Origin of the sequence: Exiguobacterium sp. 8A (genome assembly GCF_902506275.1) — a bacterium.
Lineage (GTDB): Bacteria > Bacillota > Bacilli > Exiguobacteriales > Exiguobacteriaceae > Exiguobacterium > Exiguobacterium profundum.
The window spans coordinates 1915641-1932992 of the sequence record NZ_LR733630.1 but is presented as its reverse complement, the minus strand read 5'-3'; the positions used below and the strand labels follow the sequence as shown (position 1 = coordinate 1932992).

Genomic DNA, 17352 nt, shown 5'->3' with positions numbered 1-17352 from the left:
GATAAATCATAGCATATGATAAAGAAAATACAACTAAATGAGGTGTTTGGCAGATGAAACGGGAAACCATCTTTTTGAAACTAGCAGTGATTGTCTTGTCGCTCCCGATTCTCGCGGCCTGTATCTTTTTACTCCCTTTCCTTTGGCGAGAGGCGGTGGAGAGCGGAGGATGGATTGCAAATTCGATGCGACCGATTATTGGAGGGGTGTATGTAGCAGCGATTCCCTTTTTCGTTGCCTTGTCACAGTCATTCATCTTACTTGGATTGATTGATCGGAATGAGGCATTCTCCTATCGGTCGGTGAAAGCACTTCGTGTCATTAAATATTGTGCGTTGACCATCACGGCCATCTATATGGCGACACTCCCGTTCTTCTATTGGTTCGCTGAGCGTGACGACTCGCCAGGATTTTTAGTCATCGGATTCGTCTTCGTCTTCGCCGCATTTGTCATTGCGGTTTTCGCTGAGTTGTTACAGAAACTATTGAAGCGCGCCATCGACATGAAACAAGAAATCGATTTGACGGTATGAGGTGAGAGAAATGGCGATGATTGTGAATCTGGATGTGATGTTGGCGAAACGGAAAATGAGTGTGACGGAACTGTCGGAACGAGTCGGGATCACGATGGCGAACTTATCGATATTGAAAAACGGAAAGGCCAAAGCGATTCGTTTCTCGACACTTGAAGCGATTTGCGAAGCACTCGACTGTCAGCCGGGAGACATATTGGAATATCGAGCGGACGAACGAGCAGAGTGAATCTCTGCTTTTTTATATGAATTTGAAACGTGTGCTTACTATGCTCCGTATATAAAAGTATCAGTCAGGGGGAGATGTAGAATGATTCAAACATGGACAGAACGGACACATGAGGCCTTGAAAGGAAAAACGGGGAAACTCATCGGTTGGTCTTTTGCAATGGCGATTTTAGTAGAAGTGTGGCTTATGATAGATCCGACGTATTACGGAATCCAACACAGTTCTACTATTCTTATGATGATCAGTGTGGTTGGACTCATCCTATATGTGATGTCTCTTCCAATGTATATCGGATACAGCTGGATCATTTTAGATACGGTGCGAAATAAGAAATTGCATTTTCAAGATGTATTTAAACCGTTTCGGAAGAATTACCGCTTAAATTTAGCCACATTCCTACTCATGGTTCTCTTCCAACTATTGTGGGGGCTGCTTCTAATCGTTCCAGGAATCATAAAGTACTTTTCTTACGCATTCACTTTCTTTATATTGCGAGATGAGCCTCATTTGTCCCCAACAGAAGCAATTACAAAATCTCGTGGGATGATGCGTGGACAGAAGTGGGAAGCATTTAAATTGATCCTGCCAATGATTCCGGTCTTTTTGACGGGTTTCACGTTAAGTATTATTTTCAAATTACCGATTTTGTCATCCTGGTCGCTGTTAGTTGCGACTTCCCTTGTTCGTCCGTTAGTAGTTGCGCGCTTCGCTGTCATGTATGAAGATACGCGTCGGGCTTACGACGAACAATGGAACAAGCCAGCCTGAAGCATATCAAACAGAGGGTAAATTGAAAGAACGTGCTACAATCTTCATGAAGAGAAAGGGGAATGCGGAATGAAGATTGGGATGATTGGGGCCGGTCTGAGCGGAATCATCGCAGCGCGTGAACTCGTGCGTCAAGGTCATGCCGTTGAACTGATTGAAAAGAGTCGAAGCGTCGGGGGACGCTTAGCGACGCGTCGAATCGGTGACGGACGGGCAGACCATGGAGCGGTATATTTCACGGTGCGTGGAAAAGAGCTCGAACGAGAGGTGCGGTCGTGGATGAATGCGAACTGGGTGCAAGTCTGGTATGCCGACCCTTATCCACGTTATGTCGCGATTAATGGGATGAATGCCCTCGCTAAGCGTTTAGCTGAAGATTTGACCGTACAGTTGAATGAACGAGTGGAGAACGTTCAAGTGGAAGAAGACGGAACCGTCACGGTCAAGACAGACGTGACGACGCGTTCATATGATCGAGTCGTGATGACGGCACCGCTTCCACAGTCATTCGAACTACTAGGGAGTTTGGTCGACCAGATCAAGCCCGCGCTACTTCGTCTCGTATATTCGCCGACGTTCGTGGGTCTTTTTGAATGTGCCGGTGATGTACAGATTGGAGCAGACGGTATTCTCGATCAAGAACTGGTACCTGGTGTATTAAAAATCGTCGATAATCGCCAAAAAGGAATCTCTGCGACACCACTCGTAAGTGTCTATATGGAAGAGGCGTGGAGTGAGGCGTGGTATGAGCGACCGGAAGCAGAGACACTTGCTGAAATAGAGCGGTTAGTGCGTGAAGAAGTCGGAGACCTCGGTATCCAATCACGGCAGTTAAAACATTGGCGTTACGCGCAAGCGAAAGATGTATGGCATGAGCCGTTTTATCAAGTAAGCCATCATCCCATCTATTTAGCAGGGGATGTCTTCCTTGAAGCTGATGATCCATCCGGACGAACGCGATTCGAAAGTGCCTATCTGTCTGGGTTACGTGTGGCAGAATCGGTGCAAGAATCAATAGAAGGTTGAAAATCAAGGAGACTTCGATATGAACTCGATTAAGTTAAAATCGTTAAGTATTGACGATCAATCAGCTCTTCACTTATTTGAATGTGAAAACCGTTCTTACTTCGAACGCTCTGTCCCTAGTCGAGGAGATACATACTACGAACCGCAGGGATTCCGTCATGCGTTAGACCGTCTTTTAATCGAGCAAATTGAAGGTACAGGGCGCTATTATTTGATTTGGCATAATGACACGATCATAGGGCGTATGAATGTGCATTCGATTAGAGATGGAGTCGGTGAGGTGGGTTATCGAATTGGGGAAGATTATAGTGGGCGTGGATACGCTACTTCTGCACTCCAACAACTGCTCGTATGCCATCTCCCGGAATATGTCGAACTGATTGCCGAGACGCTAATCGATCACCACGCATCACAATGTGTATTGATGCGCGCTGGTTTTACACGTAACAATCAAGTACGACAGGTTGAATGGGAAGGGCAGACTTTATCATTTTATACGTTTGTATATAGATTTATGAACCGATAGGGCACTCCTTATCGGTCTTTTTATTTGACGCCATTTAGTTTAGGGCATAAACTATAACCATCTAGTTTAGGGGGTAAACTAAAAATGAAAGCATTGATGCGTGAAGCGGTGCAGTTGTTTGAAGAAGTGATGTTCCATGGGACGGAACATGTCATCGAAGCGATGGAGGGAGACGTATGGCGCGAGTATTCGCGTGAACAGCTCCAACTGTTGAAGTTACTCGATCAGTTTGGACCAACTCCTGCTGGGCAATTGGCGCAAAAACAAGGTGTCCATAAAAGTGCGGTCTCGAATCGCCTGAAAAAGTTGGTCGAAAAAGGACTCGTCACGAGTCGACGAGGACAAGATCAACGGGAACGAATGATTGAATTGACCCCAGAAGGGAAACGGCTCGTCGAAGAAGTGGACGGTGCCGTCTATCGATATGTGGAATCCCTCATCGATGGAGAAGTAGACGAAATTGAAATCGAGCAGTTTGTTCGGACGTTCCGAAAAATAAAGCAATTGCTCCGAATCGGGGAGGAATAACACATGCATAAAATCATTCAATGGCGCTGGGGAATTTTCATTTCCCTCATCGTATTGACGGCAGCATTATTTGTCGCAGCACCGAACTTAACGAAACAAGCAGAAGAGGCAGGGAGCTTCCAACTTGCGGACGACATGGACTCACAACGCGCACAAGCGATTTTAGATGAAGCCGGGAAGAGTGACAAGACCATCTCCCTCGTCTATGAGTTTGAATCAATCGGAGAGACGGAGCGAACAGATGTCGCGCGTGTCATCGAAGAACTTAAACAAAATGAAACGGTCGTGACAGATGTTCTCGATCCGTTCGAAAACGAGGAGACAGAGGCACAGCTTGTCTCAGAAGACGGACGCATCGTCCTCGTCCCAATCACGGTAGAAGGTACGACGGAAGAAATCAATGCGTTTGCTGATGATGTCCGTGAAAACGTGCTCCCGCAAGAGGAGACAGTATATATCACCGGGGAAGAAATCATTAACAATGATGTGAATCTAAGTGCACAGGAAGGGTTGAAAAAGACAGAAATCATCACGGTCGTGTTGATTTTTGGATTACTCCTTCTCGTCTTCCGTTCCATCGTGACCCCGTTCATCCCGCTCATCGCGGTCGGATTCACTTATCTATTGAGTCAATCCTTTGTCGCGTTCTTCGTGGATTGGTTCGGGTTCCCGGTGTCCAACTACACGCAGATCTTCCTTGTCGCCATCTTGTTCGGGATTGGGACAGACTACTGTATCCTGCTTCTTAGCCGTTATAAAGAAGAACTCAGTGCAGGACATGCCATCGAAGACGCCATCGTCAATACGTACAAGACGGCAGGACGGACGGTCCTCATCAGTGGACTCGCGGTCTTCGTCGGTTTTGCCGCCATCGGATTTGCTGATTTTCCAATCTTTAAATCAGCGGTCGCCGTCGCAGTCGGGATTGCGGTGTTGCTGCTGATTCTCTTCACGGTCGTCCCATTCTTTATGGCGACGCTCAAACAGCGACTGTTTTGGCCGTCGAAAAAGGCAGGCGAGCATCATGACAGCAAGCTTTGGGCTAGCTTGAGCCGATTGTCGGTCAATCGCCCGTTCGTATCGATTTTGGTCGTCGGGTTGATTACAGTACCTGTCTTATTCACATATGACGATGCCCGTTCGTTCAATACGGTCGATGAGATTGGAGACGGGTACGATTCGGTTCGTGGACTGAATTTGATCTCAGAAGGGTTCGGTCAAGGGGAATCCCTTCCGGTACAAGTCATTTTGAGACAAGATCAAGCCATTACAGAATCAGAAGTTCCCTATATCGAAAAGTTTGCAAGTGAGCTTGAAAAAGTCGAAGGTGTGAATGGTGTCCGTGCGCTCACACGTCCTACTGGTGAAGTCATCGACGATTTTTATGTCGATACGCAGCTCAGTGAAGTCAGCGATGGCTTGTCTGAAGCGCAGACGGGTCTCGGGGATGTTCAAACTGGATTGGATGAGATTGAGCAAGGATTGAACGGGATTGTTGGACAACTACCAAGCGGTTCAACCAATGCTGGGGCACCGCTTGCAGAAGCAGCAGCGGGGCTGAATCAGTTGAATGGTCAACTTGGTCTCATCGGGCAAGGATTGACAGCGACTCAAAACATCCCGGCCGCAGTCGGACAGCTCGGTCAAGTATCAGCCGGTCTCACACAAATTGAGTCAGGAATCAACGAAGCGGCGTCCGCATTAAATGCACAAGGTTCTCAGGTCGGTGAACTTGGTAGCGGGTTAGCGCAACTGGCGACAGGTGTCGCGGAAGCGAACGACGGGCTAGGACAAATTGAGTCTGGTCTCGGCGAAGCCGTTTCGTTCTTACAACAGTTGAGTGAAGCAGATGCGCTTCGGGAGACAGGCGTGTATCTTCCGGAAGGGACGCTCACATCAGATGAGTTCTCACCTGCAGTCGAACGATATGTCTTCGATGAAGGAATGGCGACTCAGCTCGAGGTCGTCTTAGAGATGGACCCGTATTCGCCAGAAGCGATTGATACCGTTGAGACAATCAAAGAGACGATGAATCGTGCCGTGACGGGAACACCGTATGCGGATGCGACCATCGGATATGCCGGGATCTCAAGTATCAATAGCGATTTAAATGAAACATCGACGAATGATTTCAATCGAACGGTAGCCATCATGCTCGTGACGTTGTTCATCGTTTTGACAGCACTGTTCCGCTCGATGATCATGCCACTCTATATGATTGCTTCGCTTCTCTTGACGTACTATACGTCAGCGGCAATCACAGAGCTGATCTTTGTAGAAGGACTCGGCTATGACGGAATTAGCTGGGCCGTTCCGTTCTTTGGCTTTGTCATGTTGATTGCCCTTGGAATTGACTACTCCATCTTCTTGTTAGATCGATTCCGGGAAGAGACAATCAATGGGAAGACGGTCCGTGAGGCGCTCATCCACTCGATGACGAAGATGGGTACCGTCATTATGACCGCCGCGGTCATCCTCGCCGGGACGTTCGGTGCCATGATTCCGTCAGGCGTGCTCAGTCTCGTCCAAATCGCGACAATCGTCATCACCGGTTTGTTATTGTATGGCTTGATTGTGTTACCCCTCTTGATCCCAGCCATTACGATTTCATTTGGCGATGGTGTCTGGTGGCCATTCCGACAAAAGAAAAAGTCATAAGCAGAAACGGATGTCTCGTATGATGAGATATCCGTTTTTTGGGATAGATTGTGGTGGATTCGGGAACAGAAAGGCAGGTCCATTATTGAAGGAGGAATACTGTATGGAAATCGTCATTACTGCAATCTTGAAAGCCCATCCCGGAAAAGAAGAGGCGTTACGTGACGCGCTGCACCGTGTGATTCCGCCGTCGCGTGCGGAAGAAGGATGTCTCGCGTACGTTCTTCACGAGGCGATTGATGCACCAGGTACGTTTGTCTTCTATGAAAAGTATAAGGATGAAAATGCACTCAATCACCATATCCAGTCGTCGCACTATCAGGCGTATCGTGATGAAGCCGGAGAGCTTCTCGCCGTCCGTGAGGTCTATCGTTTACATGAAGTCTGAAAGGAGACATTCTCATGATTACGCAACCCGTGATTCCATGTATTTGGTTTGAGCAGGACGTTGAAGAGATTGCCGAGTGGTATGTATCCATCTTTCCAGATTCGTTTGTCGACTATACGACGAGATTTTCAAGTTCACCAGCAGGCGATACGACGATTGTGACGCTATCGCTCGCTGGACAATTCTTTCAGTTGCTTGGGGGAGGGACGGTGCAAGAACGGAATCCGTCTATTTCCTACATGGTGTCGCTTCCGACGACGGAAGAAATCAATGCGCTATGGGAACGATTATCTGACGGAGCGGATATCTTGATTCCATTAGACACGTACGACTTCAGTCAGCGTTATGGGTGGTTGCAGGACCGCTATGTTGTCTCCTGGCAAATCATGCATGATGGCGGGATGGACATTCAGCTCGTGACGCCATGTCTATTGTTTGTCAAAGAAGCGTTCGGTCGTGCCGAGGCGGCGATGAACGATTGGATCTCTATTTTCAAAGATTCATATGTATTGGACGGACATACGGTACGATACACCGAAGAAGACGGGGACGAGCTTGACGGGAAAATCAACTATGCTCGTTTCGTCTTATCCGGTCGAGAATTTGTCGTGATGGACAGTAATGAAAATCATACATTTTCGTTTAACGAGACCCAGTCGCTCATCGCTTTTTGTGAGTCGCAAGAAGAAGTCGATTCGTACTGGGAGCAGCTATCGGCTGTACCGGAAGCAGAGGAGTGTGGTTGGCTGAAAGATCGCTATGGCGTCTCCTGGCAAATCATCCCGTGGGAAATGGAAGAGATGATGACGGTAGGTTCGCAAGAGCAGATTGAACAGGTTGTACAGGCATGTCTGCCCATGAAAAAGCTTGATATCGCGACATTGCGTAAAGCTTACTGAACAAAACTCCCGAGACAAATAGCTCGGGAGTTTTTTCATGGACTCATTTGCGAGAGGGCATCCTTCTCGATGATAGTATCCGAGAGCCGGAGCTGACTGGAAGCGCGGTCGATGTAAGGGGCGCATCGATCGAATGCGACTTGCTCTTCCGTCTCAATGGAATAGCATGTGCCGTTACCAGTACGTTCGGTCAAGTCTGGTTCATAGTAATGATCTTCATATCGGAAAGCGCCCGTCCGAAAGACGGTTAGATTTGACGTATCATTTAATAGGGAGTCGCCAAGCATATATGCTGGAGAGATTCCAAGTAAGTCGAGAATCGTCGGGGCGATATCGATTTGTCCACCACTCGCCTCCATGACTTCTCCTGTCGTCGGTCCAGGTGGTTTGATGAAGAGAGGGACAGCACGGTCAAGTTGAAACGCGTCAACCGTCGAGTCCACTTCTTCGAGGGTAGCCATCTCTTCTCCTGGCGCCGTCAGACCGCTATCGTGGTCACCATACATGACGAGAAGCGTCTCATCCCAGAAACCATCTTGTTTCAATCGTTCGATGAACTGACCGACAGCGGCATCGACGAAATGAACGGTATGGTAATAGTTTTCGAGAAGGGGATCGTCGATATCAGATAGGTCCAACCGCTTCTCGTCTTCCGGGATATCGTACGGTGTATGACTCGTTAAAGCGACTAAAAATGCGTAAAATGGTTCATCCAACTCTTCCATGAATCCGACCGACGTATTCAAGAATTCTTGGTCGTTGAGTGCCATCCCGATGATGCCTTGGTCGGGGTAGTCTTTGTCGCTAAAGAAATGATTGAATCCGATATTGTCATAAAAGTCATTGCGATTCCAAAAGTCTTTTCGGAAAGAATGCATGGCTGCCGTATCGTAGCCCACCTCGTTCAAGGATTGAGAGAGCGCGCTGAATTGATTTCCTGGGAAACGCGTATAGACGGAACCAGATTTGACAGGATAAAGTGACGTGTTGACGATGAACTCCGCATCGGACGTTCGCCCTTCATGCGTTTGATGATACACGTTCGGGAAGTAAAGCATGTCACGTCGCAGTCGGTTCAAATTCGGGGTCAGTTCCTGTCCATCAATCTGTTGATCGATGACGGATGTTTGGAATGATTCGAGTTGTAAAACGATAACGTTCGTATCTGGACTTGGGGCACTTAATTCTTGATAAGAGAGTGCTTGAATTTGAGAACGCTCTTCGTCTGTCAGGGCTTCGTTCCATCCCATAGCGCGTTCGACGCCTCGGGCGACATCCATCGCGTGATAGCCCCAAAATCCAAGATGATAGTATTCACGCATATTCGAGATGGGGTCGTCCGCGATCCACTTTTCTCCACGCTGATAACTGAGGGTGAGCGGGATTGTGAAGAGAAGAAATCCGAGTGTGAAGCCAGCGAGCGCCAATCGTCTTCCGTTTCGTTTCCCTTCACGGACAGGATGACGTTTCATATAACGCAAAATCAAACCGTAGATGATGAGGTCGATGAAGAAGAACGCATCGATTGGGCGGATGAGCGTCAAGAAGCCACCTCCGACATCTCCCATCTGCCCGATGTCGGACAGTAAGGCGACGGATAATAAGTCTTCAAAATAGCGATAGTACCAGACGTCCGAGACGAGCAGGGTACTATGCAGGAACAGAGAAACGTATAAAATCCATCGGCGGATCGGATAAGACACGGCGAGTGCCCAACTCGTCAGGAGAAAAATCGTCGCCAAATTGATGAGGAAAAACGAGAAGTCGAACGCCGTCGCGGTCAACCAGCTAAAAAAGAAGAGCTTTGCCAGAGAGAGTGACAAGTAGCTCCAATAATCGAGATATTTCATTAGTGATCTCCTAACTCAAGATGTAGTTACTGTATCCTTTCCTTTCTTATGAACAGAGAAAACGTAGAAAGTGTGATGGAGATTCATTCGTAATCAAAAATATGTAATATATATATTGCGTTAATGGAATATATATATTACATTTTAAGTATTGTGCAACTAAATTAGGAGACAGACATGGGAAATAGAGTAAAAGAACATCGAGTAGAAAAGAATCTTACTCAAACCGATTTGGCAGAGGAGATCGGTGTGACTAGACAGACAATCGGTTTGATCGAATCAAATAAATATAATCCCTCTTTGAAACTCTGTATTGCCATTGCGAGGGTTCTGGGCGTCACTTTAAATGATTTATTCTGGGAGGAGTAAAAGATGAAAGAATCATGGGTCACAATGTTTTTACCAAATGACGAATATAAAGAAAGGCGGATATTGTACTTTATAGCCGAGGCTTTCGTTTTGTTCATTGGATTTTTGGGAGTAGTCGTTCTATTGAATAGATTTTCAGGTATATTCAACACTGAGTCTTCATATATTTTATTGAGTGTTATAGCAATTCTAAGTCTCTATGTATGGATTCGTTATATTGTCTCAGGTATGGAGTATGCAAACATTGTTGAGAAATCTGAATATAAAATGGAACTAAGGAAACTGATTGGTTCTACATCGAAGTTTGCTGTTTTGTTTGCTGGAGTGGCAATAGCATTAAAGGTGACGGGTGTAGTGGTTTACTCTTGGGTGGACTTGTTAGCAATGACACTTCTTTCAAATGGGTTACTTCTGGTCGCACAATTCATTTCACTTCAACGGTCATTTAGAAAAAATCGTGAGCTTTCATGACCGAGGTGATATATTCGTTTTACTTCAAATAGGACGTCTATGTCTTTAAGAGTGCATAACAAAACCAGGTCCCATGCAAACATGGACCTGGTTTTGTTGGATAACTGTGAAGCTCTGATTATGTAATCTCGAACGTATCACGCAGTTCAATGATGGTTCCTTCCGGTGCTTTTAATTTACTTAAATGTCCATCGACGACGAAGTAGATGTTGCCACCGTGCTTCGGTAAAAACGTGACGCCGAGTTGTTCGAGTCGTGCGACTTCCACTTTGAGGTCATCCACATAAAGAGCAAAATGGACGGGACCGGCCACATGTTTCGAGTAGTCTTGTAACGTTTCATCCGTTTTAGCAGTCTGGAGCTCAATATAAAAATCACCGAGCTTGAGCCAACTGTTGAAGTCACGCGTATGGAAGTTTGGCGACTCCTGGACGAGTTCAAAACCGAGCGCTTCGTAAAATGACTTCGATGCGGCATAATCCGGTGTTTGGATACAGATATGATGGATTTGTTTCATTAGTTGTTTCCTTTCGTTTGCAAATCTTTCACTCGATCACGGTGGAACGGGGAAGTCAATTCTTCTGAGATGAGGCTGATCGTATGTCCATCCGGGTCTCGTACGTCAAAACAGGACATACCACCGAAATCGTGAAGCGGGGTCGCAATTAACCCTGCTTGTTCGAACGATTGATACGCGAGCTGGATGTCTTCACAGATGATATTGAAATAAACATGGGCTTGTCCGGACGCATCCTTAAATGTTGCAGGTTGCGTTGAAGTAGTTTGAATCAATCCGAGTTGAGTTGAGCCATCTGGCAGACAGATTCCGATGCCCCCTTCCCAGCGCCCGATTTCTTGGGCATGAAAATAAGTTGTATACCAGTTCAGAGACTGTTCTACATCTGATACGGGAATGAAGATACTTCCGATTCGGAACATAAGATCCCCTCCTTTTTATTGTTAGTGTAGCGAATACAAGCCTTCGAAGATACGGGAGAAGAAACTTTTTACGGGAGAAATCGTATGGGAGAGAGAGAAAATCAATGAGGTGAATGTATGAAAGTAAACGAAATCACGATTCAACCGGTTGATGCAGTCAATCGAGAGGCGGTCATCGCCATGACAGTGGACGAGAAACAATCTCGATTCATCGAGACGAATGCCGAATCCCTTCGAGAGATGATTGAGGATACGAAATACAATTGGCAGAGCTTTGCATTTTATGAAGGCGAGCGACCGGTTGGCTTTATGATGGTCGGAGCGGAAAACCAGTCAGAACGTTACGTGTGGCTCGACCGTTTCATGATTGATCAAAACGAACAGGGGAAAGGCATTGGAACGAAGTGCCTACGCATGGCAGTGGAATTCATCCAGACACAATACGACGTGGATGATATCATCCTCAGTCTCCATCAAGAGAATGAAGCCGCGAAACGATTTTATACGAAGAACGGCTTTGTCGACAGCGGCTTAATCGATGAATGGAATGGTGAAGCGATTTGGGTCTATCATACAAAAAACCGACCGTCATGAGTCGGTCGGATTCTCGGATGGACTTGTTTTTTGCGTGACATTCATAGCTGCCAAGAAGAAGGGGATAGCGGCAAAGAGAAACAAGGTAACGAACCAGTTTTGAAGAAATGGATCGACAAACGTCGGTTTTTCCAACCAGTTCCCGGTTGAGATTTCGGCGTACCAACGTATGTAGAGTGCGATGCGTTCGAGCGTGTATAAGAATCCGGACAAAAACAACAAAATACCACCCGCTACAAGTTGATTGAAACGAGACATAAAACCCCTCCTCTATAGATGTTGTCTATAGTTTACCATTTTAATCCAAAAAGGGGCTTTTATTTGAGTACGCTCGGTCGCAACTGTTTGACGCGTGACAAGACGAGCCAACCGAGAAGCGCGCCCGTCAAACTAGAGGCAAGGAAGGCCGGGACAAAGAAAAATGCACCGAACGTCGAACTCATCAACAGTTTTGCGTACGGGACGGCAATCAACGAAGCGATGACGCCGGTCCCGATGATTTCTCCGAGAGCGGCAGCATAGACGCGGTTCGTGCGAACGAAGAAAATGCCGGCAAGAAACGCACCAATCATGCCACCAGGGAAAGCGAGCAGTGATCCTGTGCCGGTCATAATACGAATGAGCCCGGTGACGAAAGCGACGAGAACGGCTCCGATTGGACCGACAGTGACTGCGGCGATCACGTTCACCATATGCTGAATCGGATAAGCACGGGCAACACCTGTGGGAATCGAGATGAACATCGAACCGACGACGGCGATGGCGACGAGCATTGCCATCCAAGTGAGTTGTTGAATACGCATGAATAGTCTCCTTTCAAAATAAAAACGCCACGTTTCCAGACGGAAAAATGGCGTGGATATACAGAGACGTATCCCAAGCCACTTCCCTACGCTGGTATGAGCCAGATCAGGTTCAAAGGGTCCGGCAAATGCCGTCTCAGCCCGAAGGCTCCCCTAGTGGTCGTTTATTGATTTGAGTATAGCATAAATTGGAAGGGGACGAATATGGAACAACTATCTGTTTTCTGGGAAAACACTGATCTCAAGCATGAGTTTGATCAGTGGATTGATGAATATATTTCGAATGAGACGTGGCATCTAGAAAAAGATACGGATTTGACGTATCTGGTTCATGGCAATGGCGTCTATGCTAAAGCGGTCACTTCAATCAGTCAGAGTGAAGGAATGTTGTCACAATATCTTGCTCATATGTTGCCTCGGCTCGTGCCAGACGTAGTCGCTGTGCATCCGGTTCATCCATGGTTCATCTTGCGAACAGTTTCCGGTCACCCGTTACGTGATGTACCTGATCAGGAACAGTATGAGGTTGCGCTACGAGAGTATGCCAAATTACAGCAACGAATGAGTGGTGAGACGGAGCAACTTTTAAAAATGGGGGTTCCAGACCGTCGTCCGTCTATTCTCAGGGAGGAAATCGAATCGACGTTCGTTGAGATGAGTCTAAATCTGGAGCGGGTGCAGCGGGAAGAAGTGTTGGCACTAAAACCTGAACTTCTGTCGATGTGTGATGAACTAGAAAGTGGTATACCGATGAGTCTCGACCATGGCGATTTGCATGGAGGGAATATTTTCTGGGAGCCTGAAAGCAATCAACCGGTGATTCTCGATTGGGGAGATGCGACAATCACACATCCATTCTTTAGCATGCGTGTTTTTTGGAACATCTTGTTCGATTTATTGCCGGAAGAGGATGATACATTATGGATAGAGAAAATCCATGAGTTACGAAAGGTTTATTTGAAAGAATGGAGAGACGTCGCGCCAACAGAAATACTCGAGCGTCATATGAAGATTGCGGAGGAATTGGGATGCGTGTATCGGGCCATCTCATGGCACACCTACGTCACAGCACATCGTCGGGACAAAAAAGATTCCAGCGACAAACCGGCACAATGGCTCAAGTTGTTGCTGGAATATCGTAAGTTACAACGTGATACGTATTAACCTTCATTCTTGGCTAACAGGTCCTCATAGTCCTTCTCGTTCCAAAAGAGCGGTGAGATGGATTCGGGGCCTTTTAAAATTTCTCCGTCCTGATCATATACGATGGCATACCCGCTCTCGACATCGAATACGAACAAGTCAGCAGTGACTTCGGTCACGCCGTTCCCGGCAATGATCACGTCATCGATTGGCTCCCGTGCCAGTTCGACGCCCGCTTCATCGAGTTCGACGAGGAGGGCTGACGTGTAGGCATGGCGGTCATAGACCGTTTGGAATTCATCCTGTGTGAGGACGACATCGGTAGGTGGGGCACTTGTACCGAATTTCCGATTTTCAATCTCTTCGACGTATTGAAGGAAGGATTCCTCTTGCCAAAATAGCGGAGCGACCGACTCAGAACCATTGATCACCGTTCCGTCCTGACTATCGAAAATGGTAGCATACGTCCCGTCATCGAGCTTGAATGGGTAAATATCCGCATACGTATGCTCGAGGCCGTTGCCTGCGATGATGACCCGTTCGAACGTCTCCCGAAACGGTTTGATTCCTTGTTGTTCAAGGGCAGTAAGGAGCGGTTTCGTTTGTTCGTATTGGTCATAGACGTCTTTAAAGTCCTCACGCGTCCATTCGGTGATGGGTTCATCGGGTGATTCGATTGGGGTTGGATTGTCTGCCACCGTATCTGTACAACCCGTGAGTAAAAGTGCACTTAATCCGAATATCGCCCATCGTCTCATGTTTCCATCCCCTTAACTGACATTTTCCACCATTTTATCATTCATGATGAAAAAGCAGAACCTGTGCACATTCTCACTCGGGGTGAGGACGTGTCGCGTAGGTATCGAGTGTTCTCTTGAAGTGAAGTGTATCTTCTTCAGAAATCGTCACACCTGAAGAGGTGCCGTAGCGAACCGCATGATAAACGGACGGGTTCATCGGTAAATCGATGCGTTGGAACCACTCTTGCAATGTCTCATGAGCACGCAATCGCTTGACTGGTACGAGAGATTGGTTGAATGTGATCAGTGCATCGCGAATCGGGACGTTCGTGAACGCTGTGAGCGTTGAAACGGACGAGGCGTTCTTGTGTTGTAGCGATTCTACAAGCGGGTCTATGCTTGAATCATCATCATCTCGTGCGTTCGTCAAATGCCGTTTTCGTTTTCGATAGACATAGAAACTGAAGCAACAGAATGCGATCAAAGCGACGAATAGTCCGAGATTTCGTCGTGTTGATTCTCCAGATCCCGTGATTCTCTCAAAAAAGCTATGTTTTCCTTTTTGAGGATCCAATTCAAACGGGTAATCTGCTTTGGATTCACCAATTAAAATTCCATCATCCTCATCCGATAGGAGATCAGTTGGAAGACTATGACTTTCCTCGACCGGTATCGTTTCCGGGTTATAGAGCCACTCGAATACACTCGTCGCAATCACCATTATCGTAAAGGTGCCGAGGAGTGTGGCGACAATCATGAGAAGAAACTTGTTCGTCCAGCGCAAGAGGGTACCTCCTTTTGAATTTTCAGACTATTTGTTGTTTATCTTACCATAAAAAGGTAAAGTTTGATTAAGACAAAAAATGGAGGTCGTCATATGGGCATGGAGCAGGTCATCAAACAGTTGAACGAAGTGTATTTAGGAAAAGAGGATGTCGTACGCCTCTGTTGTACGGCGTTACTCGCGGAAGGACATATTCTATTAGAAGATGTGCCAGGCACGGGAAAAACGTTACTTGCCAAAACAATTGCGGCCAGCTTCGACGGGGTGTTTTCCCGGATTCAATTCACGGCCGACTTGTTACCGTCTGATGTGATCGGAGCAGACTATTTCAACATGCAGACGCAGACGTTCGATCATCGCCAAGGACCAATCTTTGCGAACATCGTCTTGATTGATGAAATTAACCGAGCGGTTCCACGAACGCAGTCCGCCTTGCTTGAGGCGATGGAAGAACGACAAGTTTCCATCGGGGGAGAGACATATCCGATGCCGAAACCATTTTTCGTCATCGCGACGCAAAACCCGATTGAATCAGCGGGGACGTTCCCCTTACCGGATGCCCAACTCGATCGCTTCTTGATTTCGATTCCAGTCGGTTATCCTGATGTTGCGGAAGAGAGAGAACTCCTCTTACAAGTGATGCGCCAAACGAGGAAAACCGTAGAGGCGGTTGCGACGTTAGACGAGTTACGCCGTGCTCAGGAGGAAGTGAAGCAAGTATCGATTCAAGATGATGTCCTCGATTACTTACTCGGGCTCGTTCACGCGACCCGGGAACATGCATCCGTCGAGGTCGGTGTCAGTCCACGTGGAGCCATCGCGCTCATGCGAGCGTCTCAAAGTTATGCCTATCTGAACGATCGATTGTACGTCATTCCGGAAGATGTGAAAGCCGTGGCACCTTATGTCTTGTCCCATCGTTTGACGTTGACGCTTGAAGGAGGCATCAAATCGACGAAACAGGACATTATCCGTTACATCTTAGACACCGTCTCTGTGCCGGTAGAGGGCTGAAGATGACCTTCTCGACACATAACGCCCTACAGAAACAATGGATTCCGGTTTATGGATTCGCTGGGGTGATTCTCGTATTCGTCCCGTACATGGAGATTGTCGGATATGCGCTTTGTTTACTTGCGGGCATCGTTTGGTTCTTTGAACGGACACGGAAACAGTTGGAACAAGCTCTTCGGCTTCACATACATAGCCATGAATCCCTTCTCTTTGTCGGGGATGAGACGGAGGTACAACTGATTTTAGATGGAAGTGAAGTCGTCGAACGACTCGGGCTTCCGGTTCGTGTTCGGCTGAAATCCAATACAGCGCTCAGTTTTCCAGCCCACGACCGGTCCCCGAATAGTTTGGATTTGACATTACGGACAGATCAGGCTCGTCACATGCTTCACATTCAAGCCGAATTCCGAGGTCCTGCCTACATCGAAGAATGCGTACTTGCTGTGACGCTCCCGTTTCATCTCGGGACGTACTTACTCGAGTGCCCCATCGAGAAGCGGTGGACGGTATTACCGTCCCTTACGTTACACCCACCGGTCGGCACGAAACGTTTAGCGCTTGGTGACCGGCCTTTGACCGCATCACCACTTCGGAATCCACTGCAGGTTCTGGGGTCAAAGCCTTATGAAGGGGAACCGGTAAAAGAGATTGACTGGGTCGCGACGGCAAAACTTGGACGAGTCCAGTCGAAAGTCTTTCAAAAGACATCGCTCGATACGTTCACGTTCGCAGTCGATTTGAGTGGGCCGTCCGGCTACACGTTACATCACGACTTCGAGTCGATCATCAGCCAAGTCGCATATGTGACGACCCGACTCTTAAAAGAAGAGTGTAAAGTCGAGCTGTTCATCAACCGCTTCAACGGGGAAGGGAAGATGGAACATATCTCTCTTCAAGAGGGAGAGCGAGGTTCACGCCTCATCCTCTTGATGCTGGCCGACCTCCATCCCGGGAACCGTTTCATCTCGACAGACGCGTTCGTCCGTATGGTCGAGCGGAAACGCTTGAAGCAAAGTCATCTCGTCTGGTTCAATCAGCATAACCTGTATGACTAACAAGGAACTTTCTTTCTTCTGGCGAACTGTAATCA

Annotated in this window: 22 protein-coding genes and 1 riboswitch; of the genes, 15 read left to right on the top strand and 7 right to left on the bottom strand. The window is 47.4% G+C overall.

Annotated features, from left to right (window positions below):
* Nucleotides 1–53 precede the first annotated feature (53 nt).
* The 9 genes from GVY42_RS09970 to GVY42_RS09930 all read left to right on the top strand — a co-directional run bounded on the left by GVY42_RS09970 (nt 54) and on the right by GVY42_RS09930 (nt 7555).
* Nucleotides 54–533 (top strand): DUF2975 domain-containing protein, encoded by a 480-nt coding sequence (locus tag GVY42_RS09970; protein WP_159563145.1) that lies wholly within the window; start codon nt 54–56, stop codon nt 531–533.
* A 10-nt stretch (nt 534–543) separates the two neighbouring features.
* Entirely contained in the window at nt 544–762 is a 219-nt protein-coding gene (locus tag GVY42_RS09965; RefSeq protein WP_012727632.1) for a helix-turn-helix transcriptional regulator, read from the top strand.
* An 81-nt stretch (nt 763–843) separates the two neighbouring features.
* Nucleotides 844–1530 carry a DUF975 family protein gene (locus GVY42_RS09960; RefSeq protein ID WP_159563144.1) on the top strand — a complete coding sequence of 229 codons (687 nt, stop codon included), beginning with the start codon at nt 844–846 and terminating at the stop codon, nt 1528–1530.
* A gap of 69 nt (nt 1531–1599) precedes the next feature.
* On the top strand, nt 1600–2556 hold the full coding sequence (locus GVY42_RS09955) for an NAD(P)/FAD-dependent oxidoreductase (RefSeq protein WP_159563143.1): 957 nt from the start codon (nt 1600–1602) through the stop codon (nt 2554–2556).
* 19 nt (nt 2557–2575) lie between these two features.
* The gene (locus GVY42_RS09950) at nt 2576–3082 is read left to right on the top strand and encodes a GNAT family N-acetyltransferase (protein ID WP_159563142.1); all 507 of its coding nucleotides are present in this window, start codon (nt 2576–2578) and stop codon (nt 3080–3082) included.
* Nucleotides 3083–3166: 84 nt separating this feature from the next.
* Complete coding sequence (locus tag GVY42_RS09945) at nt 3167–3610, top strand: MarR family winged helix-turn-helix transcriptional regulator (RefSeq protein WP_159563141.1); 444 nt, start codon at nt 3167–3169, stop codon at nt 3608–3610.
* A gap of 3 nt (nt 3611–3613) precedes the next feature.
* Nucleotides 3614–6268 carry an MMPL family transporter gene (locus GVY42_RS09940; protein ID WP_012727628.1) on the top strand — a complete coding sequence of 885 codons (2655 nt, stop codon included), beginning with the start codon at nt 3614–3616 and terminating at the stop codon, nt 6266–6268.
* A gap of 103 nt (nt 6269–6371) precedes the next feature.
* The gene (locus GVY42_RS09935) at nt 6372–6656 is read left to right on the top strand and encodes a putative quinol monooxygenase (RefSeq protein WP_159563140.1); all 285 of its coding nucleotides are present in this window, start codon (nt 6372–6374) and stop codon (nt 6654–6656) included.
* Nucleotides 6657–6670: 14 nt separating this feature from the next.
* The gene (locus tag GVY42_RS09930; protein ID WP_159563139.1) at nt 6671–7555 is read left to right on the top strand and encodes a VOC family protein; all 885 of its coding nucleotides are present in this window, start codon (nt 6671–6673) and stop codon (nt 7553–7555) included.
* A 35-nt stretch (nt 7556–7590) separates the two neighbouring features.
* On the opposite strand, the gene GVY42_RS09925 is transcribed toward GVY42_RS09930, so the two are convergent.
* Nucleotides 7591–9405, bottom strand: a complete 1815-nt coding sequence (locus tag GVY42_RS09925; RefSeq protein ID WP_159563138.1) for an LTA synthase family protein — start codon at nt 9403–9405, stop codon at nt 7591–7593.
* Nucleotides 9406–9582: 177 nt separating this feature from the next.
* Between GVY42_RS09925 and GVY42_RS09920 the strand changes: the two genes are divergently transcribed.
* Both GVY42_RS09920 and GVY42_RS09915 read left to right on the top strand, forming a co-directional pair.
* Complete coding sequence (locus GVY42_RS09920; RefSeq protein WP_159563137.1) at nt 9583–9774, top strand: helix-turn-helix transcriptional regulator; 192 nt, start codon at nt 9583–9585, stop codon at nt 9772–9774.
* Nucleotides 9775–9777: 3 nt separating this feature from the next.
* Entirely contained in the window at nt 9778–10245 is a 468-nt protein-coding gene (locus tag GVY42_RS09915; RefSeq protein WP_159563136.1) for a hypothetical protein, read from the top strand.
* A 118-nt stretch (nt 10246–10363) separates the two neighbouring features.
* Here GVY42_RS09915 and GVY42_RS09910 read toward each other — a convergent pair whose 3' ends face one another.
* Nucleotides 10364–10762 (bottom strand): VOC family protein, encoded by a 399-nt coding sequence (locus GVY42_RS09910; RefSeq protein ID WP_159563135.1) that lies wholly within the window; start codon nt 10760–10762, stop codon nt 10364–10366.
* The gene (locus tag GVY42_RS09905) at nt 10762–11184 is read right to left on the bottom strand and encodes a VOC family protein (protein WP_159563134.1); all 423 of its coding nucleotides are present in this window, start codon (nt 11182–11184) and stop codon (nt 10762–10764) included. The genes GVY42_RS09910 and GVY42_RS09905 overlap by 1 nt, the downstream gene beginning before the upstream one ends.
* Nucleotides 11185–11301: 117 nt before the next feature.
* On the opposite strand from GVY42_RS09905, the gene GVY42_RS09900 reads away from it, so the two are divergent.
* Nucleotides 11302–11778 (top strand): GNAT family N-acetyltransferase, encoded by a 477-nt coding sequence (locus GVY42_RS09900; protein WP_159563133.1) that lies wholly within the window; start codon nt 11302–11304, stop codon nt 11776–11778.
* On the opposite strand, the gene GVY42_RS09895 is transcribed toward GVY42_RS09900, so the two are convergent.
* The gene (locus tag GVY42_RS09895; protein WP_031421897.1) at nt 11773–12036 is read right to left on the bottom strand and encodes a hypothetical protein; all 264 of its coding nucleotides are present in this window, start codon (nt 12034–12036) and stop codon (nt 11773–11775) included. The genes GVY42_RS09900 and GVY42_RS09895 overlap by 6 nt on opposite strands.
* Before the next feature lie 59 nt (nt 12037–12095).
* The gene (gene thiW / locus GVY42_RS09890) at nt 12096–12581 is read right to left on the bottom strand and encodes an energy coupling factor transporter S component ThiW (protein ID WP_159563132.1); all 486 of its coding nucleotides are present in this window, start codon (nt 12579–12581) and stop codon (nt 12096–12098) included.
* A 66-nt stretch (nt 12582–12647) separates the two neighbouring features.
* Nucleotides 12648–12746: riboswitch (TPP riboswitch) on the bottom strand.
* A 39-nt stretch (nt 12747–12785) separates the two neighbouring features.
* Here thiW and GVY42_RS09885 point away from each other — a divergent pair.
* A complete protein-coding gene (locus GVY42_RS09885; RefSeq protein WP_159563131.1) occupies nt 12786–13745 on the top strand; it encodes an aminoglycoside phosphotransferase family protein in 960 nt (319 codons plus the stop codon).
* On the opposite strand, the gene GVY42_RS09880 is transcribed toward GVY42_RS09885, so the two are convergent.
* Both GVY42_RS09880 and GVY42_RS09875 read right to left on the bottom strand, forming a co-directional pair.
* Nucleotides 13742–14482, bottom strand: coding sequence for a hypothetical protein (locus GVY42_RS09880; protein WP_159563130.1), 741 nt, complete (start codon nt 14480–14482; stop codon nt 13742–13744). The two genes, GVY42_RS09885 and GVY42_RS09880, sit on opposite strands and share 4 nt — an antisense overlap.
* Nucleotides 14483–14555: 73 nt before the next feature.
* The gene (locus GVY42_RS09875) at nt 14556–15248 is read right to left on the bottom strand and encodes a hypothetical protein (RefSeq protein ID WP_159563129.1); all 693 of its coding nucleotides are present in this window, start codon (nt 15246–15248) and stop codon (nt 14556–14558) included.
* A gap of 93 nt (nt 15249–15341) precedes the next feature.
* Between GVY42_RS09875 and GVY42_RS09870 the strand changes: the two genes are divergently transcribed.
* Entirely contained in the window at nt 15342–16262 is a 921-nt protein-coding gene (locus tag GVY42_RS09870) for a MoxR family ATPase (protein WP_012727616.1), read from the top strand.
* Nucleotides 16263–16264: 2 nt separating this feature from the next.
* Entirely contained in the window at nt 16265–17317 is a 1053-nt protein-coding gene (locus GVY42_RS09865) for a DUF58 domain-containing protein (protein WP_159563128.1), read from the top strand.
* Nucleotides 17318–17352 lie beyond the last annotated feature (35 nt).

Bases quoted from the DNA above. Each gene is read 5' to 3' on its own strand.
- GVY42_RS09970 (WP_159563145.1), top strand. From the start codon at position 54: ATGAAACGGGAAACCATCTTTTTGAAACTAGCAGTGATTGTCTTGTCG.
- GVY42_RS09965 (WP_012727632.1), top strand. From the start codon at position 544: ATGGCGATGATTGTGAATCTGGATGTGATGTTGGCGAAACGGAAAATG.
- GVY42_RS09960 (WP_159563144.1), top strand. From the start codon at position 844: ATGATTCAAACATGGACAGAACGGACACATGAGGCCTTGAAAGGAAAA.
- GVY42_RS09955 (WP_159563143.1), top strand. From the start codon at position 1,600: ATGAAGATTGGGATGATTGGGGCCGGTCTGAGCGGAATCATCGCAGCG.
- GVY42_RS09950 (WP_159563142.1), top strand. From the start codon at position 2,576: ATGAACTCGATTAAGTTAAAATCGTTAAGTATTGACGATCAATCAGCT.
- GVY42_RS09945 (WP_159563141.1), top strand. From the start codon at position 3,167: ATGAAAGCATTGATGCGTGAAGCGGTGCAGTTGTTTGAAGAAGTGATG.
- GVY42_RS09940 (WP_012727628.1), top strand. From the start codon at position 3,614: ATGCATAAAATCATTCAATGGCGCTGGGGAATTTTCATTTCCCTCATC.
- GVY42_RS09935 (WP_159563140.1), top strand. From the start codon at position 6,372: ATGGAAATCGTCATTACTGCAATCTTGAAAGCCCATCCCGGAAAAGAA.
- GVY42_RS09930 (WP_159563139.1), top strand. From the start codon at position 6,671: ATGATTACGCAACCCGTGATTCCATGTATTTGGTTTGAGCAGGACGTT.
- GVY42_RS09925 (WP_159563138.1), bottom strand. From the start codon at position 9,405: ATGAAATATCTCGATTATTGGAGCTACTTGTCACTCTCTCTGGCAAAG.
- GVY42_RS09920 (WP_159563137.1), top strand. From the start codon at position 9,583: ATGGGAAATAGAGTAAAAGAACATCGAGTAGAAAAGAATCTTACTCAA.
- GVY42_RS09915 (WP_159563136.1), top strand. From the start codon at position 9,778: ATGAAAGAATCATGGGTCACAATGTTTTTACCAAATGACGAATATAAA.
- GVY42_RS09910 (WP_159563135.1), bottom strand. From the start codon at position 10,762: ATGAAACAAATCCATCATATCTGTATCCAAACACCGGATTATGCCGCA.
- GVY42_RS09905 (WP_159563134.1), bottom strand. From the start codon at position 11,184: ATGTTCCGAATCGGAAGTATCTTCATTCCCGTATCAGATGTAGAACAG.
- GVY42_RS09900 (WP_159563133.1), top strand. From the start codon at position 11,302: ATGAAAGTAAACGAAATCACGATTCAACCGGTTGATGCAGTCAATCGA.
- GVY42_RS09895 (WP_031421897.1), bottom strand. From the start codon at position 12,036: ATGTCTCGTTTCAATCAACTTGTAGCGGGTGGTATTTTGTTGTTTTTG.
- thiW (WP_159563132.1), bottom strand. From the start codon at position 12,581: ATGCGTATTCAACAACTCACTTGGATGGCAATGCTCGTCGCCATCGCC.
- GVY42_RS09885 (WP_159563131.1), top strand. From the start codon at position 12,786: ATGGAACAACTATCTGTTTTCTGGGAAAACACTGATCTCAAGCATGAG.
- GVY42_RS09880 (WP_159563130.1), bottom strand. From the start codon at position 14,482: ATGAGACGATGGGCGATATTCGGATTAAGTGCACTTTTACTCACGGGT.
- GVY42_RS09870 (WP_012727616.1), top strand. From the start codon at position 15,342: ATGGGCATGGAGCAGGTCATCAAACAGTTGAACGAAGTGTATTTAGGA.
- GVY42_RS09865 (WP_159563128.1), top strand. From the start codon at position 16,265: ATGACCTTCTCGACACATAACGCCCTACAGAAACAATGGATTCCGGTT.